Raw genomic sequence first — 22,408 nt, forward strand, 5'->3', positions numbered from 1 at the left:
GCATTGTCTTATATCAAGAGCAAGCCCTTCGGGGGCTTCGCCCTCTTGACATTGCACCAATTGCAATATAAATGGTAGTCAAGCAGGCTTGAAACTGGGATTGTGGCGGCGCCAAAATGTCTAATTACGGGTATATAGTGAGATATAGTTTTTAAAAGCATCCCATATATCAGTTTCATGATTTTGGGATGCATGAAAAATAAATATTTCAAGAGTAATGCATCCCAATTTACAGTTCCAAATTTTGGGATGCATAAATTAACTATTTTTATAGAAAAAATATCAAAAATTATATTAGTTTAAATGAAAAATGCATCCTGAAGATGTTTATTTGATTTTGGGATGCATTAACTGCTAAAAAAATGCATCCCAGAAATAATTATTTCTATATGGGATGCATGAGTTAGAAAAAGTATGCATCCCATATGGCACTTATAGTCAATCGGGATGCATGAATGTGACTTGTGGCCTTGCCACAGTCCCATTTTCAAGATATGATTTGGCAACAGCAGGTTGAAAATAAAAAAGAGGTCCAGCCAAAAATGGCTGGACCTTTTAATAATTTCTCTTATTATCCTTCTACAGAGTAGTTAGGAGCTTCCTTTGTGATGTGGATGTCATGTGGATGTGACTCCTTAAGTGAAGCAGCGGAAATCTTTACGAACTTGCCGCGCTCCTGAAGCTCTGGGATAGTAGGGCAACCGCAGTAACCCATACCTGAACGGATACCACCGATGAGCTGGAAGATAACGTCTTCAAGGCTTCCCTTGTAAGCAACACGTCCTTCAACGCCCTCTGGAACGAGCTTCTTAGCACCTTCCTGGAAGTAACGGTCCTTAGAACCATTCTCCATAGCTGCAAGAGATCCCATACCACGGTATACCTTATATTTACGACCCTGGAAAAGCTCGAATGAACCAGGAGCTTCGTCGCAACCTGCGAACATTGAACCCATCATACATACTGAACCACCAGCAGCAAGGGCCTTTGTCATATCACCAGAGTACTTGATACCACCATCAGCGATGATTGGAACACCGTATTCCTTAGCAACAGCGTAGCAATCCATGATAGCTGAAATCTGTGGAACACCGATACCTGCAACAACACGTGTTGTACAGATAGAACCAGGTCCGATACCAACCTTAACTGCGTCAGCGCCAGCCTCGATAAGAGCCTTTGTAGCCTCGCCTGTAGCGATGTTACCAGCAACTACCTGAAGGTCTGGATAAGCAGCCTTAACCTTCTTAACAGCCTCAATGATGTTCTTTGAGTGACCGTGAGCTGAATCCATAACGATAACGTCAACCTGAGCATCAACAAGAGCCTGAACACGCTCCATCATGTTTCCTGTAATACCAACACCAGCACCGCAGAGAAGACGCCCCTGGTCATCCTTTGCAGCGTTAGGGTACTTAATCTGCTTTTCAATATCTTTAATTGTAATGAGTCCCTTGAGCTTGAAGTTGTCATCTACAATAGGAAGTTTCTCTTTACGAGACTTGCCAAGGATTTCCTTTGCTTCTTCGAGGGAAATACCTTCCTTTGCTGTAACAAGACCTTCAGAAGTCATTGACTCGCTGATTTTCTTTGTGAAATCTGTTTCGAATTTGAGGTCACGATTAGTGATGATACCGATAAGTGTGCCGTCTTCCTTTGTGATAGGTACACCAGAAATTCTGAACTTGCCCATAAGCTCATTAGCTTCTGCAAGTGTGTTGTCAGGTCCTAAGAAGAATGGGTCAGTAATAACACCGTTCTCAGAACGCTTTACTTTATCAACCTCTTCTGCCTGCTGCTCGATAGACATGTTCTTGTGGATGATACCAATACCACCCTGACGAGCCATAGCGATAGCCATGCGTGACTCTGTAACAGTGTCCATAGCGGCACTCATCATAGGAATATTTAACTTAATTTTCTTTGTAAGATTTGTGTGAAGATCAATAAGATTTGGGGTAACTTCCGAATACTGTGGAACCAGTAAGACGTCGTCGAAAGTAATACCATCACCGATAATCGATGCCATAGGGGGGAACCTCTCTTTCTTTAACTACGAATTAAATTTTTATAGATTATAGGTTACAAAACTGACAGTGTCAATGAGAGATTTTGATTTATTTTGCGTTTTTTTGAAAGCACAATAAACAGTTAATGAAAATAATTGACACATAATTGATAAACCAAAGATATTTAACAATTTTGTACCCCAAAATAAACAGAAAATCGATTTTGTCTTATTGAATAATTTTATCAATAGTTCTATCATATAATCACGACATTATGGGGATGAGCGCCGGTTTGTTTTTGTCAATCATTCGTTGCAGAAATTTAGTTCGTCCCAGTAACTATAAAAATGTCTCTATATAATAAGGAGGATTTAGAAATGCCAAGAGCAAAACAGTCTATGGATGGTAACCAGGCTGCAGCACACGTTGCTTATGCGTTTACAGATGTTGCTGCTATTTACCCTATCACACCATCCAGCCCAATGGCCGATTTCGTTGACCAGTGGTCAGCAGCAGGCCTTGAGAATATTTTTGGAAATCAGGTAAAGGTTGTAGAGATGGAGTCTGAGGCAGGTGCTGCAGGTGCCGTTCACGGTTCACTTGGTGCAGGTGCACTCACAACTACATTCACAGCTTCACAGGGTCTTCTTCTTATGATCCCTAATATGTACAAGATCGCTGCTGAGCAGCTTCCTTGTGTATTCGATGTATCAGCTCGTACAGTTGCTACACAGTCACTTAACATCTTTGGTGATCACTCAGATGTATACGCTTGTCGTCAGACAGGTTTCGCTATGTTATGCGAGACAAATCCACAGGAAGTTATGGATCTTGCTCCAGTAGCTCACCTTGCAGCTATCGAGGGTAAGGTACCTGTACTTAACTTCTTCGATGGTTTCCGTACATCACACGAAATCCAGAAGATCGAGAAGTGGGATTATGCAGATCTTAAAGAGATGGTTAACATGGATGCTATCAACGAGTTCCGTGCTCGTGCACTTAATCCAGAGCATCCTACAATGCGTGGTTCTCATGAGAACGGTGACGTTTTCTTCCAGCACAGAGAAGCATGCAATACATACTATGATAACTTCCCAGCAGTTGTTCAGAAGTACATGGACAAGGTAAATGCTAAGCTTGGTACAGATTATAAGCTTTTCAACTACTATGGTGCTGCTGATGCTGATAGAGTCATCGTTGCTATGGGTTCTATCAACGACGTTGCAGAAGAGGTTATTGATTACCTCAACGCACACGGCGAGAAGGTTGGTGTACTTAAGGTTCGTCTTTACAGACCATGGTCTTCAAAGGCATTCGTTGAGGCACTTCCTAAGACAGTTAAGAAGATCGCTATCCTTGACAGAACAAAGGAGCCAGGTGCTCTTGCAGATCCTCTTTACCTTGATGTTGCTACAACACTTCGTGAAGCAGGTCTTAACGACATCGTTATCTGCGGTGGTAGATACGGTCTTGGTTCTAAGGATACTCCTCCTTCATCAGTATTCGCTGTATACAAGGAGTTAGAGAAGGACGCTCCTAAGAGCCGTTTCACAATCGGTATCGTTGACGATGTTACTAACCTTTCACTTCCAGAGGTTAAGCCAGCTCCTATCACTTCAGCTCCTGGTACAAAGGAGTGCAAGTTCTGGGGTCTTGGTGGTGATGGTACTGTAGGTGCTAACAAGAACTCTACAAAGATCATCGGTGATCACACAGATAAGTTTATCCAGGCATACTTCCAGTATGATTCAAAGAAGACTGGTGGTGTTACTATTTCTCACCTTAGATTTGGTGACAACCCAATCAAGTCTCCATACTATATCAATCAGGCTGACTTTGTTGCTTGCCACAACCCAGCTTACGTTACACAGGGCATGAAGATGGTTCAGGACGTTAAGCCAGGCGGAGTATTCATGATCAACTGCCAGTGGTCAGACGAAGAGCTCGAGCAGAAGCTCAACGCTGAGGCAAAGAAGTACATCGCTGATAACAACATCCAGCTCTACACAATCAATGCTATCGATAAGGCTATCGAGATTGGTATGGGTAAGAGAACAAACACAATCCTTCAGTCAGCATTCTTCAAGCTCGCTGATGTAATGCCTATCGATGAGGCTGTTGATTACATGAAGCAGGCTGCTAAGAAGTCATACGGTAAGAAGGGTGACGATGTTGTAAACATGAACTACAACGCTATCGACGCTGGTGTTGACGCTGTACACAAGGTTAACGTTCCAGATTCATGGAAGAACCCAGCAGCTGATCCTGCTAAGCCAGCACTTGAGGGTCGTCCAGAGGTTGTTAAGATGGTTAAGGATCTCCTTGAGCCTATCTCTAAGATGGATGGAGATTCACTTCCAGTATCTGCATTCTCAGGAAATCCAAACGGACAGTTCGAGCTTGGTGCTGCTGCTTACGAGAAGCGTGGTACAGCTGTAACAGTTCCTACATGGGATCCAGAGAAGTGTATCCAGTGTAACCAGTGTGCATTCGTATGTTCACACGCTACAATCCGTCCTTACATGCTTTCAGAGGATGAGGTTAAGGCAGCTCCAGCAAACATTAAGCTTGCTGATACAAAGCCAAAGGCTTCAGAGTACAAGTACACAATGTCAGTATCTCCACTTGATTGTATGGGATGCGGCGAGTGTACAACAGTTTGTCCAGTTGGTGCTATCACAATGGTTCCACAGGCAGACGAGGCAGACGAGCAGCCAGTATTCAACTACTTAGTTGCTAACGTTGGACGTAAGGAAGCAGCAGGTTCTGACCTTACAGTTAAGGGTTCTCAGTTCAATCAGCCACTCCTTGAGTTCTCAGGATCATGTGCAGGTTGTGCAGAGACTTCATACGCAAGACTTATTACACAGCTCTTCGGTGAGCATATGTATATTTCAAACGCTACAGGATGTTCTTCAATTTGGGGTGGTCCTGCAGCTACATCACCATTCACAGTTAACAAGGATTCTAAGAAGGGTCCAGCATGGTGTAACTCACTCTTCGAGGATAACGCACAGCACGGTTTAGGTATGGAAGTTGGACAGAAGTACCTCCGCGATCGCGCTATCGAGTCTGCTAAGAAGGCAGCTGAGGCTGGTTCTGCAGAGCTTAAGGCTGCATTTGCTAAGTTCGAGGAGACAATGAACTCTACACGTGAGAACAGTGCAGCAACAGACGTACTCGTAGCAGAGCTTACAAAGAACGGTTCTGAGGACGCTAAGGCAGCACTTGCTCTTAAGGATTACCTCGCTAAGAAGTCTGTATGGATCTTCGGTGGTGACGGTTGGGCATACGATATCGGATTCGGCGGTCTTGATCACGTACTTGCTTCTGGTGAGAACGTTAACGTTATGGTATTCGATACAGAGATGTACTCTAACACTGGTGGACAGGCTTCTAAGGCTTCTAACATCGGTGAGGTTTGCCAGTTCGCTGCATCAGGTAAGGAGATGTCTAAGAAGTCTCTTTCTGAGATCGCTATGTCTTACGGTTATGTATATGTAGCTCAGATCGCACTTGGTGCAAATATGGCACAGGCTGTTAAGGTTCTTGCTGAGGCAGAAGCTTACAACGGTCCTTCACTTATCATCGGATACGCTCCATGTGAGCTTCACGGTGTTAAGGGTGGTATGAACCACTGCCAGGATGAGATGAAGAAGGCTGTAGAGGCTGGTTACTGGAACCTCTTCTCATTCAACCCAGACCTTAAGAAGGAAGGAAAGAATCCATTCACTCTTACTTCTAAGGAAGGTGACTACAGCAAGTATCAGGACTTCCTCAAGAACGAGACACGTTATGCTCGTCTTACAAAGGCATTCCCAGAGCGTGCTGATAGACTCTTCGCTCTCAACGAGGAGACAGCTAAGGAGCGTTACGCTCACCTTAAGAAGTTAGTAGATCTTTATTCATAAGATTTAGATAGCTTAAATCAAAGCCCCATGCTTTAAAGCATGGGGCTTTTTCTGTTGCGTTCTTGTGGTCACTTTGCTAAAATATTACTAGATATTGTGGTACGAAAATTTCAATATTTGGAGGAAAAGCAATGAAGTGCCCATTTTGCGGAAGCCAAGACACTAGCGTTATTGATTCGAGACCTGCAGATGACAATACAAGTATTAGACGTCGTCGTTCTTGCCCAGAGTGTGGAAAGAGATTCACTACATATGAAAAGGTAGAGACTATTCCACTTATTGTTATCAAGAAGGATAACAATAGAGAGCCATACGACAGAGCAAAGGTCGAGAAAGGCGTTCTTATTGCATGTAGAAAGCGTCCAGTTTCTGCAACACAGATTTCTAAGGTGGTAGACGAAATCGAGACAGAGATTTTCTCTCTTGAGGAAAAGGAGATTCCTAGTACACGCATCGGTGAAATCGTTATGGAGCATCTTGAGAATGTGGATCCAGTTGCATACGTTAGATTTGCATCGGTATACCGCGAGTTCAAGGATGTTAATACCTTCATGGATGAGTTAAAGCGCGTATTAGATAAATAATGCACCAAGCGGCCCCCTTTGGGGAAGAGTGCAAAAGGGAGTTAAGTATTCATCCTTGCATCCGATATATAGGGTACAAAGATAAATACGGAGATGTTATATGAATATTTCGGGAATTCGCCCATCAGATGGGTTTTATGAAAAGAATATAAATAAGGCTGTATCAGGAATGATTTCTTCAGCTGCTGATAGCAAAGTTGAAGAAGGAATTCAGGTAGCTGGCAATGACAGAGACATAGCTGCTTCTCTTTCAATTAGTGAGGCAGGTAAGGTTGCAGCAAAGAATATCGCTAAGGCAGTCGGCGATATGGAAAAGGATACAGCAATCCATCGTTATCAGTATTTGGTAAAGACCAATACAGAGGTTGCAAAGGCTGATGACAAGGGATTAGAAAACTTCACATTATAATCTGGATTCATCAGACTCAGGCTAAAACAAAAGCCTGAGTCTTTTTTTGCACTTTTTTTAGTCGTTTTTATTAGGGGCAAATGTCAAGTGGGAAAAATTTTTGATATATGTGAAGAAACTGTGAAAGAAATTCTATTTACTTAATCTAGGTTTGACTTTACCATTTTCTATGAGAATAAATAAGGGGATGAGATTTACACCCAACTCATCCCTAAAAAATATGAAGAGAATGGAGGACATGTATGAAAGGGGTTAAGAGCAAAGTTATGTCTGTTGCTCTTTGCTCGGCTATGGCCATTACAACTATTGGTAGTGATATAGGCATGGTTGTAAATGCAGAGGAAACTGTAGCCGAGACTCGTGACGAAACCGATGAATTAGTTGAGGAGAAGGTGGAAGCTGATTCAAAGGTTGAAGATGAAGTAGACGAGACAGAAGTGACGGAAGAGACAGATGTAGTAGAGACAGATGTAGCAGAGGTCGAGGAGACTGAAGAATCTGAAACTGAATCTGAGGAAGTGTCAGATGAAAAAGAGCTGAAGAAGCAGGAAGACTCTGAAGAAGATAAGGATGATGAAATCAAGCTTATTGCATCCTTTGATTTCGACAATGAAGAGTCAGGCTTTGAGGGAGCGGGAGCAAAGGCAGTAAACCACGGTGTAAAGGTGGCAGATACTGAGCTTGTTAAGAATGCAGCATACTTCAATGGGGAGAATGCTTATCTTGAAGTAGAGAAAAGCAATGGCGACAGCCTGTTAACCGGGGAAAATGAAATTACAATTTCTTACCTAAGACAGGCAGATAAAAGTGGAAAAAGTTGGACATTCTTTGCGGCTCCAAATAAAAATAGCCAGGTGTACAGAAGTGAAAAGTATCTTGGAGTCCTTGATGTAGGCAACAATATTACTGTTGAAAGATACAATTCAAATAACAATGATCGCCCAGGTCAGCTTTCTGTAAATGGAATTAAGAAAGAATGGGATCATATTGTTGTGGTTCTTGGAAAGGACTATACAGCAGTATATGAAAACGGAAAACTAAAAGAAGCAAAGCATGATTACAGCTTCGACACAGATATGTCAAAAATGCTGAAGGATAACAGTATACTCCAGATTGGTAAAGCTAATTGGGATGGTGGTGAATACTTCGGCGGTTATATCGATGACTATCGTATTTACGAAGGTGCAATGAATGCCTCAGAGGTTGCTGATTTATTCTCACAGTTTGAGGAGAAGATTGCAGAAAAGCCTGAGGAGCCAGAGGTAGTAGAGGATGAGCTTCAGGCAGATTATGATGCTCTTGAGATTTTCCAGGCTGATGATGTAAGAGGAAACATCACTCTTCCTTCAGAAGGAAAATATGGTTCAAAGATTACATGGAAGTCGAGCGACACAGATGTAATCACAGATAAGGCTACAAAGAATGATGATTACGCATCTACACCAGCAGGCGTAGTTACAAGACAGTCTGAGGATACAAAGGTAATTCTTACAGCTACTGTATCCAAGGATGGTGAAGAGAAGGAAAAGGAATTTGAGGTTACTGTTAAGGCTAAGAAGAAGCAGGAAAAGACTACAGATTACCTTTTTGCATACTTCACAGGAAATACAGTAAAAGGCGAGAATATTTTCTTCGCTGTTTCTAATGATGGTCTTAATTACAGCGAGCTAAACGATGGCAAGGATGTACTTACATCTACAAAGGGCGAGAAGGGGTTAAGAGACCCATTTGTTATGAGAAGCCATGAGGGTGATAAGTTCTACCTTATTGCAACAGACCTTAGTATTGGACGCAACGGTGACTGGACAAGAGCTCAGAAGTCTGGAAGCCAGGCAATCATGGTATGGGAGTCAAAGGATCTTATCCACTGGGGCAATCAGCGAATGGTTACTCTTACAGATACCATTGAGGCAGGCTGTACATGGGCACCAGAGGCTTATTACGATGAGATTACTGGAGAGTATGTAGTTTTCTGGGCATCTAAGACTACAGCAGATAACTACGGACTTCAGAGAATCTACTATAGCAAGACGAGAGATTTCAACACCTTTACTGAGCCAAAGGTTTGGATTGATAGAAAGACAGTATCCACAATCGATACAACTATAGTAAGTGGAAATGATGGATATCTTTACAGAATCTCTAAGAACGAGGGAGGCGGAACTCTTCCAGATGGAACAAAGCTGACAGCTTCAACCGTATATATGGAGCGTTCTAAGAGTATCTTCGGTGAGTGGGAGAAGGTTGATTCGCCATCTCTTGAGGGCATTCAGGGTGTTGAAGGACCTACAGCTTTCAAGTTTAATAAGGATGATGTAGAGGAAGATACATGGTGTGTTCTTCTCGATCACTTTGGAGGAAGTGGATACAAGCCAGTTATAACAACTGATATTGCAAAGGGTAAGTTCAAGACTCCAGAGGAATATGCTCTTCCATCTGCTCCAAGACACGGAACAGTGCTCAACATTACCTCAGAAGAGTACGATGCTTTGGTAAAGGAATATGGCATCAAGGAGCCAGAGAAGGACCCACTTGATATGGAAAATATTCCAGATGATGTTTTATACTTCATCGATTCAGGTGCAAACTCAAGCACTAAGTTCAACAAAATAAGCGATAAGTTTGGTGTTCTCAATGAGACTCCAGATGCTATCTATGGAGAGGATAGCTCTTGGGGAATCGTAAATGAGGATGAAGCAAATTGTGGAAAATATACATCTTCCAGTGATGATGTATTCTCAGATGGCTGGTGGGCTAGAGGCGACAAAAACTGCGAATATATCGTCCCTCTTTCAGAAGGTGAGTACGTAGCTACTGGTATCTTCAATGAATGGTGGAGCGTAACAAGACCTATGAACTTCTATGTTACATACAAGGATGACAAGGGCAAGGAAGTTAAGTCTGATGTGACAACAGTTAAGCTTTCAGGTTCTGAGCCACGCATCATTGATAAGGTAGAATTCAAGGTGGAGAATGTAGCTAAGACTACTGAGGTTCACTTTGTTGTTACTCCTGAAAAATCAGGAGATCCAGATCCAGTTATTTCAGGTCTTATGATTTCTGGTACAGCTCAGAAAGCTGAAGTGGTAGAAGAAAAGGCTTTTGATACTGAAATCAAGCTTAACCCATCACAATCAACACGTTTCAACGATACAGATGAAGACGGATTTGGTGAGTTCCAGGGCTGGGGTACATCCCTTTGTTGGTGGGCAAACAGAATAGGCTACAATAGCAAGCTTACAAAAAAGGCTGCAGAGGCAATCTTTGGAGATAAAGGACTTCGCCTTAACATTGGACGCTATAATGTTGGTGGTGGTGATGACCCAATCCATAATCATATTATTCGTTCAGATTCTGGTGTGCCTGGTTACTGTGTAGATGTAACGAAGATGGATTTGAGTAAGCATAAGCTCAGCTACTATCAGGAGAAATTTGATAGAGCTGATAGGACTAGCGGATATGCTTGGAACTATGACTGGAGCGCTGACAACAATCAGGATAACGTTCTTGTTGCAGCCGCAAAGGCTTCAGGAGATGATTTCATCGCCGAAGCATTTTCAAACTCGCCACCTTATTTCATGACAGAGAGCGGATGTTCATCAGGAAATAAGAACGCTAATGATGACAATCTTCGAGAAGATTGTGTCACAGCATTTGCTTGTTACATGGCAGATGTTATCGAGCATCTTGATAAGGCAGACAATGGAGTAAGCTTCCAGAGTGCAACTCCAATGAATGAGCCTTATACAAATTACTGGCAGGCAAATTCAAACAAGCAGGAGGGTTGCCACTTCGATATAGGAGAGTCTCAGTCACGTGTACTTGTTGCACTTAATAAAGAGCTTGAGAAGAAGGGACTTAATATTATCATTTCAGCATCTGACGAGACTTCTATCGACACAGCAATTGATTCTTATAACGCACTTTCTGACGAGGCAAAGGATGTTGTTACAAGAATTGACACACATACATACAGCGGTTCAAAGAGAAGCGCACTTGCTAAAACTGCAGTAAACGGTGGCGAGAATCTCTGGATGTCAGAGGTTGACGGTTCATTTACTGGCGGTCAGGATGCTGGTGAGATGTCAGCAGCTATCGGTATGGGTGCCAGAATTGCCACAGATATCAAGGGATTAGATTGCACAGCGTGGATAATGTGGAACGCAATCGATATGCATGTGGATAGCTCAGATTATGGTAAATCATGGGTTAAGAAGGGATCAGAAAATGATTACCTTACAGTAGCTGCCATGGAAAAGGCATGGGCTTCAAGGACTGATAAGGGATATTGGGGTGTTGCAGCAGCTGACCATGATAATAGTGAGCTTATCCTTTCTAAGAAGTACTATGGATTTGGTCAGTATACACGCTATATCCGACCAGGCATGACAATTATTGGAGCAAATAGCAGCACACTTGCGGCTTATGATCCAAAGAATGATCAGGTAGTTGTAGTAGCAATCAACTCAGCTAAGAAGGACAAGGTGGCAAAGATTGATCTTTCTGGATTTGATGAGATTACAGGAGAGACAAAGATTACAGCTATCAGAACAAGCGGAAGCTTGGAGGATGGTGAAAACTGGGCAGATGTAACAGACTCAGATGAGATTTCACTTAGCAAGGCAGAGTCAGCAGCTTTCGCTAACTTACTTGGCAATTCAATTACTACATATATTATTGATGGAATTCACTACTCAGGCAGTGGCAACGGACAGCAGACAGCAGAGAAGAAGACACGTACAGGTGCTGAGCTTGCAAAGCTTGAGGAAATCAAAATTGAGCGCTCTATGGTTTCAGGTTCTAAGCCATGGGCTGACAGCGCTGATGTAGATAAGGCAATCGACAGCAATCTTCATACATACTTTGATGGATTAGAGTCTGGATACCTTCTTGTGGACCTTGGCAAGGAAGAGGAAATCGCAGCATTCTCATTTGCTCCTAGAAAGGGTTACACAGACAGAATGCTTGGTGGCTGCTTCTATGGCTCAAAGGATGGCGAGAAGTACACATTACTTCATGAGATTTCATCTACAGAGGCACCAACAGCAGAGGTACTTACAAATGTATTTGCTGGGGAGTTCCAGTCTAAATCAAATACATTCAGATACATCAAGTACGAGCCAGCTGACGGAGCTTGTGCAAACATTGCAGAAATCAAGCTTTACAGAGAGCTTACAGGTGATAACAAGACTACATATTCTACAATCTCTGGTACAAACGGTGATGTAAGATATGACGACAAGGGTCAGGTTATTCAGGCACACGGTGGACAGATTCAGAAGCTTACAGTTGACGGTGTAACAAAGTACTACTGGATTGGTGAGGACAAGACTAGTGATTATATGCCATGTCCTGGTGTTCACATGTACTCATCAACAGACCTTTACAATTGGAAGGATGAGGGACTTGTACTTCGCACAATGACTTCGGAAGAAGATTTCGATAAGGATTACTTCAAGTCACTTTACGGTGGTCGTGAAGATGGAAAGCTTTCAAAGGAACAGAAGGCAATTTATACAGATCTTTGGGCTGGTACAGCAGATGGCGGAAGCGTAATCGAGCGTCCTAAGTTCCTTTACAATGAGAAGACAGGCAAATATGTGATGTTCTTCCATGCAGACGGACAGAGCCCATATGCTTCAGGTTCATCTTCAAACTATGCAAAGGCAAAGCTTGGTATAGCAGTGTCTGATACAGTAAACGGACCATACAAGCTTCTCGGTACATACCTTCTTCATCAGGATACCGGTTATGACTATGGCTGGGACAATGAAAATGGTCATGTAAGAGACATGAATGTATTTAAGGATGATGACGGTACAGCTTATGTAATCTACTCATCAGATGGAAATGCAAATATGTACATCGCTAAGCTCAACAATGAGTACACAGGTCTCGAAGGAGATGAGTACACTGTAAACTTCGTTGGAGCAAGCCGTGAGGCACCAGCAGTATTTAAGCGTGATGGAAAGTATTACATGATTACATCAGGCTGCACAGGTTGGGCACCAAACGCCGCGCAGTATGCAGTGGCAGATTCTATGCTTGGTGAGTGGTCAGTAAAGGGAAATCCTTGCACAGATGAAGGCGCTTCCACAACATACGATACACAAAGCACATGTGTGGTAGATTTAGGAAAGGGCAGATATATGTACATGGGAGATCGTTGGTCAAATCCTGACAAGGGATACCTCCTTCGTGATTCTAGATATGTATGGCTCCCAATCGAATTTACATCAGATGGCGGAATCAGAATCTTTAGATACAATGACTGGGATTTATCAATTTTTGATTCATTAAAGTCATACGATATAGTTACATCACTTCCTACAGTTGTGGCAAGTGTAAAGGAATTAAAGGAAAATCTTCCCCCTGATATCGAAATTAAATATCAGGGGGAGGAAGAGACAATTAAGATTCCAGTTGTTTGGGATTCAATTGAGGCTGACGATAATGCAATCGGTGAAATGGAAGTTTCCGGTCTCATGGAAAATGGACGTACAATCAAATTTACAGCAAATGTTGTAAATGACAAGCTAATCTATTTCTTCGATTGTGCCTCTACAAATGCAGACGGACAGAAGATTGATAACAGCTTCTTCAATAAAGTTCAGAATATGCAGGGTAAGGTACTTCGCAATGACGAGACAGACCAGGCATATACTTCAGAGAATCACGCTGGATACACAGGAAACTTTACAGACGATCTTGGCGTGAAGTATTCAAGTGACGATATCTGGGGACATGGCTTCTGGGCTCGTTCAAACAAAAATATTGATTACAGCTTTGATCTTGAGGCTGGTAAGTATGCTGTAGATCTTGGTGTTTCAGAGTGGTGGAATACAACTCGTCCACTTAGAATTACAGTAACAGATGGTGATAAGGAGATTGCAGTTAAGGACTTCACACTTAAATATAGTGATGTTGAAAATCAGCAGACTGTACTCTTCGAGCTAGCAAAGAAGGCAACAGTAACAGTATCACTTTCTAAGACAGGAAGCGCTGATGGTGTATTGAGCTGGATTGCTCTTATCAAGACTGATTTAGTAAAGGCTGAGCCAACACCAGAGCCAACTCCAACTCCTGCACCAGCACCACAGCCATCAACTAGTGGAAGTACAGGTGGTTCTTCATCCAGCACATCATCAGGTAGCAGCTCATCTTCATCAGGAAGTAGCTCTAGCACAGCATCATCTACAACCACAACAGCATCAACAAATACTGAGGCTGTAACAGTTCCTGAGACTCAGGTGCCACTTGCTGGAGATACAAATAAGCCTAAGACAAAAGGTTCTACTAATAAAAAGCAGACTAAGACAGAAGAGACTGCTGAGGAAGAAGTAGCTGAGGAAGAGGAAGTAACTGAAGAGACTTCTACAGAAGCTTCTGAAGAGAGCTCAGAGGTAGAGGAAACAAATCCTGAGACATCAGAGGAAACAAAGGAAATTTCTGAGGAGGAAGCTCCTAAGTCAGTATTAGATAAGAGAGATACTTCTTTTGCTCAGAAGGTTGCAGCAGTCATAGTAGTACTTGGCGCAATAGCAGTAATCGCTTATACAACACTCTTAAGAAAAAGAAATTTGAAAAAATAAGACAGTGATATAGGCAATAATTATACAGGGGCATGGTTTTCATGTCCCTGTTTTTGTGTTAAAATCGAGCCTATGAGTAAAAGAAATTTATATCCAAGAGACTATGTAGATAGTACTTATTCAATTGATTTTAAAAAGCTTTATGAGCAGGGCTACAGAGGAGTTATCTTTGATGTTGATAACACACTTGTCCCTCATAATTCCCCAGCAGATGACCGAGCAAAGGAATTTTTTAAGGAGCTTCACGAGATAGGCTTTCAGGCGTTGCTTCTATCTAATAATAAAGAGCCACGTGTAAAGACATTCAAGGAGGCTGTTACATATTGTTCTTACATCTACAAGGCAAATAAGCCATCGGCAAAAGGCTACCAGAAGGCTATGGAGCAGATGGGCACAGATGTCACCAACACTATCTTTGTAGGAGATCAGATTCTCACAGATGTGTGGGGAGCTAACCGTGCAGGCATCCGCTCAGTAATGGTTAAGCCAGTATTAAAATGGAAAGAGGAGCCTCAGATTATCCTAAAGCGCTTCCTCGAGGCGGTTATTTTGCTTGGCTATAGAATTTATAAATTATATGGAAAGGAAATAAATAAGGTACCTGTAAAATGAAAATCGTAATCGCTAACGACCACGCAGCACCAGAACTTAAATTTGAGATTAAGGAGTACATTGAGAGCCTCGGACATGAGGTAATCAACATCGGCACAGATTCAAAGGAAAGCTGCCACTACCCAGAGTACGGCGAGAAGGCAGCCAGAATGGTAGCAGCAGGAGAGGTTGATCTTGGAGTTCTCATCTGTGGAACAGGTGTAGGCATCTCCCTTGCAGCTAACAAGGTTAAGGGCATCCGCTGTGGTGTTTGCTCAGATACAGCTACAGCACGTCTTATCCGTCAGCACAACAACGCTAACATGATTGCCTTCGGAGCAAGAATTGTTGGCTCAGAGCTTGCGAAGGATATCGTGAAAAGCTTCTTAGAAGCTGAGTTTGAGGGCGGTGGACGTCACCAGACAAGAATCGATATGATTTCTGCTATTGAAAATAAAAATTAGTTCTGCTATAATTTTTTGGCATGTTTAAATGCGCAAATAATAGACCTTTAAGGTCGTACCTGATATATACATTAGAGGAGGAATATTAGTAAATGAACGTACAGGTAGAAAATCTTGAGAAGAACATGGCAAAGCTTACAGTCACAGTTGACGCAGCTGAGCTCGAGAAGGCTATTACAAAGGCATATAACAAGCAGAAGAACAGCATTTCTGTTCCTGGCTTTAGAAAGGGCAAGGTTCCTCAGCACATGATCGAGAAGATGTATGGTGCAGAGATTTTCTATGAGGACGCTGCTAATATTATTATGCAGGAGACATATCCACAGGCTTATGATGAGTCTAAGCTTGATATCGTTTCACAGCCACAGGTTGATATTACACAGCTTGAGAAGGGCAAGGATTTCATCTACACAGCTACAGTTGCTGTTAAGCCAGAAGTTAAGCTTGGTAAGTACAAGGGTGTATCTGTAACAAAGATCGATTCTAAGGTTACAGCTACAGAGGTTAACGATTCAATCAAGGCTGAGCTCGAGAGAGATGCTCGCATGGTTACAAAGAACGGTAAGGCTGCTAAGAACGATACAGCAGTTATCGATTTCGAAGGCTTCATCGATGGTGTAGCATTCGAAGGTGGAAAGGGTGAGAACTATGATCTCGTTCTTGGTTCTGGTTCATTCATTCCAGGTTTCGAGGATCAGCTCATCGGTCACAAGGCTGGCGAGGATGTAGATGTTGAGGTTACATTCCCAGAGACATACCAGGCTGAGGATCTTGCAGGAAAGCCAGCAGTATTCAAGTGCCACATCCACGAAGTAAAGAAGAAGGATGTTCCAAAGCTTGATGATGAGTATGTTTCAGATCATACAGAGTTCGAGACAGTAGACGAGTACAAGGCATCTGTTAAGGAGCGCCTTGAGAACAATAAGAAGGCAGAAGGCCGTCGTGCACAGGAAGATGAAGCTATCGCTAAGATCGTTGAGGATTCAGAGATGGAAATCCCAGACGCTATGCTTGATTACCAGGTAGAGAACATGATTAACGACTTCGCTAACAACATGGCACAGCAGGGTCTTTCACTTCAGCAGTACATGCAGTTTACAGGCATGACAATGGACGCTTTCCGTGATCAGGTTCGTCCAGATGCTCTTTCACGTACACAGTCTTCACTTGTACTTGAGGCAATCGCTAAGGCTGAGAAGATTGAAGCTACAGACGCTGATGTTGACGCTAAGCTTGAGGAGATGTCAAAGCAGTACGGCATGGAGCTTGAGCAGATCAAGAACCTTGTTGGTGAGAACGAGAAGGAGTCTATGAAGAAGGATATCGCTATCGAGAAGGCTATCGAGCTCATCATGGACAACGTTAAGGAAACAGCAAAGAAGAAGACTACAAAGAAGGCAGAGGCTGATACAACAGAGGCAGCTGACGCAGAATAATAGTCTATTTTGTAAAGTTTTTATTAACTTTTTGTAAAATCCGAGACAGAAGGTTTAAAAACCTCTATAATTAATAACGTAATTTAGCAATAGCCTGAGCGTAAGCTCGGGCTTAGCTTCTATTAAAGGAGGATACTTAAAACTATGGCAACAATACCTTATGTCATTGAACAAAATTCACGCGGAGAGCGTTCGTATGATATTTACTCTAGACTTTTAAAGGATCGTATCGTATTCCTTGGTGAGGAAGTTAACGAGGTTACTGCATCACTTGTAGTTGCTCAGCTTCTTTTCTTAGAGTCAGAGGATCCTAGCAAGGATATTCATCTTTACATTAACAGCCCAGGCGGTAGCGTTACTGCTGGTATGGCTATTTACGATACAATGCAGTACATCAAGCCTGATGTTTCTACGATCTGTATCGGTATGGCTGCATCTATGGGTGCATTCCTTCTTGCAGGTGGACAGAAGGGTAAGAGATTTGCACTTCCAAATGCAGAGGTTATGATTCACCAGCCACTTGGCGGCGCAAAGGGACAGGCTACAGAAATCGAGATCGCTGCTAAGAACATTTTAAAGACTAGAGAAAAGCTCAATCGTATGCTTGCAGCAAACACTGGCAAGGATTACGAGCAGGTTTGCATCGACACAGAGCGTGATCACTGGCTTGATGCTCAGGAAGCTCTTGATTATGGTCTTATTGATGAAATCATTACTAAAAAGAACTAAATAGCCGATAAATATATAGGGCTATTGTTTTTAAATTTATTTAAGAGGTAGTTATGTCAAGAAACGATGATAGAATTCGCTGCTCATTCTGCGGCAAGACACAAAATCAGGTTCGCAAGCTTATTGCAGGTCCTAATGGGGCGTTCATTTGTGATGAGTGTGTAGATATCTGCCAGGAGATTATTGTTGAAGAGCTTGAGGATTTTGCTCCAGCAGCTGACAACGATTCAATCGAAATCAACCTTCAGAAGCCAGAAGACATGAAGGCATTCCTTGATCAGTATGTTATTGGTCAGGATGAGGCTAAGAAGGTTCTTTCTGTTGCAGTGTACAATCATTACAAGCGAATCATGGCAAATCCAGACGACATCGATGTAGAGCTCCAGAAGAGTAATGTGCTTATGCTTGGACCTACAGGTTCAGGTAAGACACTTCTTGCTCAGACACTTGCCCGTGTACTTGGTGTTCCATTTGCTATCGCAGATGCTACTACTCTTACAGAGGCTGGTTATGTAGGTGAGGATGTTGAGAATATCCTTCTTAAGCTTATCCAGGCAGCAGAGTTCGATATAAAAAAGGCAGAAATCGGTATCGTTTATATCGATGAGATAGATAAGATTACAAAGAAGTCTGAGAACGTATCTATTACACGTGATGTTTCAGGTGAAGGCGTTCAGCAGGCACTTCTTAAGATTATCGAGGGTACAGTTGCAAATGTTCCACCACAGGGCGGACGTAAGCATCCACAGCAGGAGACTATTGCCATCGATACAAAGAACATTCTCTTCATTTGCGGTGGTGCATTTGAAGGTCTTGAGAAAATCATTTCTCAGCGTACTAATGTCAGCGCTATTGGTTTTGGTGCAGACGTTAAGGATAAAAACAATCAGAAGATTGACGAGCTTTTACAGCAGGCTCTTCCACAGGATTTCATTAAGTATGGTCTCATTCCTGAGTTCATCGGACGTGTGCCTATTAATGTATCCCTCAATGAGCTTACTGAAGAGGATATGATTCGTATCCTTAAGGAGCCAAAGAATTCTCTTACAAAGCAGTACCAGGCATTATTTAAGATGGATGGTGTAAAGCTTCACTTTGAGGATGAGGCACTTCGCGAAATCGCTAAGAAGTCAATCGAGAGAAAGACTGGAGCCCGTGGTCTTCGTGCTATCGTTGAGTCAGTTATGATGGATTACATGTATCATGTTCCATCTGACGAGAGCATTACAGAGATCACAGTAACAAAAGAGATGGTAGATGCAAATCTTCTCCTTATCGATAAGGAAGCAGAGGATGAGGCAGCAGTCGTATCCATCGAGGATAAAAAGGAAAAGAGCGCATAATGGTTATCCGTTCATGTAATCTTGAAACAGTGTGCGGGCCTACATCCACACTTCCTAAGAACGACCTCCCAGAGGTTGCCTTCGCAGGTAAGTCAAATGTAGGCAAGTCATCACTCATAAATGCGGTTATGAACCGTAAGGCTTTAGCCAGAGTTTCAGCACAGCCGGGCAAAACTCAGACGATAAATTTCTACAATATTAATGACGAAATTTACGTAGTTGATTTGCCGGGCTATGGCTTTGCTAAGGCATCTGAGAAAGAGCGTGAAAGATGGGGTAAGATGATTGAAACATATCTCAACACCTCAGATATGATTCGCGCTGTTTTTCTGCTTGTGGATATTCGTCACGCACCATCTGCCAACGATAAGCAGATGTTTGAGTGGATGGATTATGTTGGCTACGATCCAATCGTTATCGCCACAAAGGCTGATAAGATTAAGAGAAGCCAGCTAGACAAGCAGATTAAGATCCTTCGCGAGGGCTTAGGTGCTGGAAAGGATACCATTATCGTACCTTTCTCATCTCAGACTAAGCAGGGCTTAGATACTATTCAGGACTTTTTAGACCAAGTAATAGAAAACGAAGCATCTCTCACAGATGTAGATGATCTGGATTAATATGAAAAAAAATAAATATATTTTTGTGCTGCTACTGCTAATCTCCATCACCGTGGTGTGCAGTATCGGCACATTTTTTTATGTAAAACTAAATAATGAACAGGTGGCAAAGGAGGATGAGATACTGGTAATGACCAGCTGTAATCCTGTATATATTGCCACTTTAAACCTTCTTGATGGAGTAGAAGGCTATAAGGTTCAGAATCTTTCACAGCCTACCACAGGTTGCCTTCACGATTACACCCTTACCACAGAGGACATGAAGAATCTGTCAAAGGCAGATGTGCTTATTGTAAATGGCGGGGGTATGGAAGGCTATCTTGATGATGTGGTGGCTGCATATCCAGACCTTAAGATTATAGATACCTACGAGGCTATAGAGCATTCAGATGGATTCATTGGTATGGACGAGTATTTGATAGAGGAAGATGAAGAGGAAAGCCATGAAGAAGAGGATGAGGTGTCTGAACACCATCACGATCATGGTGCCAACAGTCATATCTGGATGGATGACAGGCTCTATGCGTGTCAGGTAGCTGCTATAGCCAATGAATTAATGGGGCCTAATCCAAATAGAGAAGAGACTCCTATTTCTAAGAACTTTTTCGAGTATAGCCATAAGCTTGATAATGAAATAGACAAACAGGGATTAGATGTGGCAGTGGCAAATGAAAACGTTGCCATCCTTCATGAAGCATTTGCATATACAGCACAGTCTCTCGGAGCTAATGTAGTAGCAACCATGGACCTTGATGAAGAGCGCCAGGTCAGTGCAGGTGAAGTCAGCGCATTCATTGATGAAATCAAAGAACATAATGTTAAGCTTGTCTTTGCAGAATATGACTATGGCAAATCTATGGGAGACCTCATCGAGGAGCAGACAGATGCGAAGGTAGTATACCTTGAGACGCTAGTACACGGAACGTATGATAAAGATTCGTACATCTTCGTACAGAATAATAATTATATGAAAATTAAAGAAACATTATAAGATTAAAGTGAGTCAGTAAGCATCAAGCTCTGAGGTCTTTGAACGAGACATGTTAGTCGAGAGAAAAGACACTCAGGCTTGTAGCTGTAACTGACGGACTAGGATATTAGATGAAGAAAATTATCCCATGTGGATTCCACTGTATTAAATTCAATAATTTAGGCGTAGCCTTCGGAGACCAGCAGGTACTGGAGAATATTAATCTACATGTGCACTGTGGTCAGATGACTGCTGTGGTAGGCCGTAATGGTGCTGGTAAGTCCACACTTGTGCGAGCTATCTTAGGTGAGGTGCCATATACAGGTGAAATCCAGTTTAAGAATAAAATGAATAATAACATGCCAAGTCTTAAGATTGGCTATGTGCCTCAGACTGTTAATATAGATAGAAGCACACCACTTTCAGTGTATGATTTATTCCAATCCTTCACAGGCAAACTCCCAATTCTTCTTAATAGCAAGAAAGAGCATGAGCATGTCCGTGAAGCCTTAGCAGAGTTTGATGTGGCCGAGCTTATTGACCAGCCAGTAGGTACACTTTCAGGAGGACAGCTTCAGAGAGTGCTTCTTGCCATGGCAGTACATGACACTCCAAACCTTCTATTGTTAGATGAACCAGTTTCTGGTATTGATAAAAATGGTATGGATGCTTTCTATGAAAAGATGAAGTATCTAAAGGAGACACATGATCTTGCTATTATCCTTGTAAGTCATGACCTTGATTATGTATATAAGTACGCAGACAATGTCATCCTTATAGATAAGACAGTGGCAGCTGCAGGCCGTCCAAAGCTTGTTTATGAGACTGATGCCTTCAAGAATGTATTTGGAAAGGGGGCGGCAGGAAATGTTTAGTTACGCATTTATGGTGCGAGCCACCATTGCAATCCTCCTTATCTCTCCATTGTTTGGAATGGTAGGTACCATGATTGTTCAAAAGCGCATGGCATATTTTAGTGATGCACTGGGACACTCAGCGCTTACTGGTATCGCAGCAGGTGTCATCATGGGCATAGCCAACACCACAGTGTCCATGATTATCTTTGGTGTTTGCTTCGCACTTCTTCTTAATTATATAAGTAGAAAGGGGCTCAGCTCATCAGATACACTTATCTCTGTTTTTGCAAGCTGTGCCACAGCCCTTGGTCTTGCAATCCTTTCAAGAGGCGGCAGTTTTAGCAACTACTCAGCAATACTTGTAGGTGATATATTATCAATCACCGTTACAGAGATTATTCAGCTTATAGTATTGTTCGCTGTAATCCTTATTTTCTGGTTTGTAAGTATCAACAGACTGACAGCTATCAGTATCCATGCCACTTTGGCAAAGAGCCGAAGCATGCAGGTGCGAGTAATGGAGGATGCTTTTGCGGTACTTATAGCACTTCTAGTAATGCTTAGCATTAAGTGGGTTGGAATCCTTCTTATTAATGCATTGCTTATCCTTCCAGCAGCCAGCAGCAGAAATATCTCTGAGAATTTTAGAGAGTATACCTACTTCTCTATGATATTCAGTATTTTCTCTGGCGTGGCAGGACTTTTTGTATCCTACTTCACAGATATGGCCACAGGCCCAATGATTGTAATCATAGCAAGTGTTATTTACTTTGCGACATATATATACGGCAAAGACCGTTAAAAGGAAGGCTTCCCAATGTGGAAGCCTTTTATGATGAATTATGATAAAAAATGCGAATTATGATTGATTATGATAATATTATCAAAAATTG

At 42.3% G+C, this 22,408-nt stretch carries 14 protein-coding genes; 13 read left to right on the forward strand and 1 reads right to left on the reverse strand.

All coding sequences use genetic code 11. The features are described from left to right. Positions 1-571: 571 nt before the first annotated feature. Positions 572-2,029 carry an IMP dehydrogenase gene (gene guaB, locus BMZ41_RS03935; protein ID WP_090169038.1) on the reverse strand — a complete coding sequence of 486 codons (1,458 nt, stop codon included), beginning with the start codon at positions 2,027-2,029 and terminating at the stop codon, positions 572-574. Between the two features lie 357 nt (positions 2,030-2,386). Here guaB and nifJ point away from each other — a divergent pair, with 357 nt between their 5' ends. The 13 genes from nifJ (at position 2,387) to BMZ41_RS04000 (ending at position 22,317) form a co-directional block, all read left to right on the forward strand. After that, a complete protein-coding gene (gene nifJ / locus BMZ41_RS03940; protein WP_090527043.1) occupies positions 2,387-5,920 on the forward strand; it encodes a pyruvate:ferredoxin (flavodoxin) oxidoreductase in 3,534 nt (1,177 codons plus the stop codon). A gap of 131 nt (positions 5,921-6,051) precedes the next feature. Further along, on the forward strand, positions 6,052-6,504 hold the full coding sequence (nrdR, locus tag BMZ41_RS03945; protein ID WP_090169035.1) for a transcriptional regulator NrdR: 453 nt from the start codon (positions 6,052-6,054) through the stop codon (positions 6,502-6,504). A gap of 100 nt (positions 6,505-6,604) precedes the next feature. After that, positions 6,605-6,913: a hypothetical protein gene (locus BMZ41_RS03950; RefSeq protein WP_090527045.1), complete on the forward strand. Its 309-nt coding sequence runs from the start codon at positions 6,605-6,607 to the stop codon at positions 6,911-6,913. A gap of 242 nt (positions 6,914-7,155) precedes the next feature. After that, the gene (locus tag BMZ41_RS03955; protein ID WP_090527047.1) at positions 7,156-14,505 is read left to right on the forward strand and encodes a family 43 glycosylhydrolase; all 7,350 of its coding nucleotides are present in this window, start codon (positions 7,156-7,158) and stop codon (positions 14,503-14,505) included. Between the two features lie 72 nt (positions 14,506-14,577). Continuing rightward, on the forward strand, positions 14,578-15,117 hold the full coding sequence (locus BMZ41_RS03960) for a YqeG family HAD IIIA-type phosphatase (RefSeq protein WP_090527049.1): 540 nt from the start codon (positions 14,578-14,580) through the stop codon (positions 15,115-15,117). Then, positions 15,114-15,560: a ribose 5-phosphate isomerase B gene (gene rpiB / locus BMZ41_RS03965; protein WP_090169026.1), complete on the forward strand. Its 447-nt coding sequence runs from the start codon at positions 15,114-15,116 to the stop codon at positions 15,558-15,560. The genes BMZ41_RS03960 and rpiB overlap by 4 nt, the downstream gene beginning before the upstream one ends. Positions 15,561-15,652: 92 nt before the next feature. Further along, positions 15,653-16,996 (forward strand): trigger factor, encoded by a 1,344-nt coding sequence (tig, locus tag BMZ41_RS03970; RefSeq protein ID WP_090527051.1) that lies wholly within the window; start codon positions 15,653-15,655, stop codon positions 16,994-16,996. Between the two features lie 144 nt (positions 16,997-17,140). Further along, positions 17,141-17,725 carry an ATP-dependent Clp endopeptidase proteolytic subunit ClpP gene (gene clpP / locus BMZ41_RS03975; protein ID WP_090169022.1) on the forward strand — a complete coding sequence of 195 codons (585 nt, stop codon included), beginning with the start codon at positions 17,141-17,143 and terminating at the stop codon, positions 17,723-17,725. 53 nt (positions 17,726-17,778) lie between these two features. Beyond that, on the forward strand, positions 17,779-19,068 hold the full coding sequence (gene clpX, locus BMZ41_RS03980; protein ID WP_090527053.1) for an ATP-dependent Clp protease ATP-binding subunit ClpX: 1,290 nt from the start codon (positions 17,779-17,781) through the stop codon (positions 19,066-19,068). Next, on the forward strand, positions 19,068-19,688 hold the full coding sequence (gene yihA, locus BMZ41_RS03985) for a ribosome biogenesis GTP-binding protein YihA/YsxC (protein ID WP_090169018.1): 621 nt from the start codon (positions 19,068-19,070) through the stop codon (positions 19,686-19,688). Before clpX ends, yihA begins: the two co-directional genes overlap by 1 nt. Before the next feature lies 1 nt (position 19,689). Then, a complete protein-coding gene (locus BMZ41_RS03990) occupies positions 19,690-20,679 on the forward strand; it encodes a metal ABC transporter substrate-binding protein (RefSeq protein WP_177184150.1) in 990 nt (329 codons plus the stop codon). Positions 20,680-20,789: 110 nt separating this feature from the next. Continuing rightward, the gene (locus BMZ41_RS03995) at positions 20,790-21,533 is read left to right on the forward strand and encodes a metal ABC transporter ATP-binding protein (protein WP_090527057.1); all 744 of its coding nucleotides are present in this window, start codon (positions 20,790-20,792) and stop codon (positions 21,531-21,533) included. Continuing rightward, positions 21,526-22,317 carry a metal ABC transporter permease gene (locus tag BMZ41_RS04000; RefSeq protein WP_090527059.1) on the forward strand — a complete coding sequence of 264 codons (792 nt, stop codon included), beginning with the start codon at positions 21,526-21,528 and terminating at the stop codon, positions 22,315-22,317. The genes BMZ41_RS03995 and BMZ41_RS04000 overlap by 8 nt, the downstream gene beginning before the upstream one ends. Positions 22,318-22,408 lie beyond the last annotated feature (91 nt).

The sequence above is a fragment of the Pseudobutyrivibrio sp. UC1225 genome (genome assembly GCF_900115215.1).
Classification (GTDB): Bacteria; Bacillota; Clostridia; order Lachnospirales; family Lachnospiraceae; genus Pseudobutyrivibrio.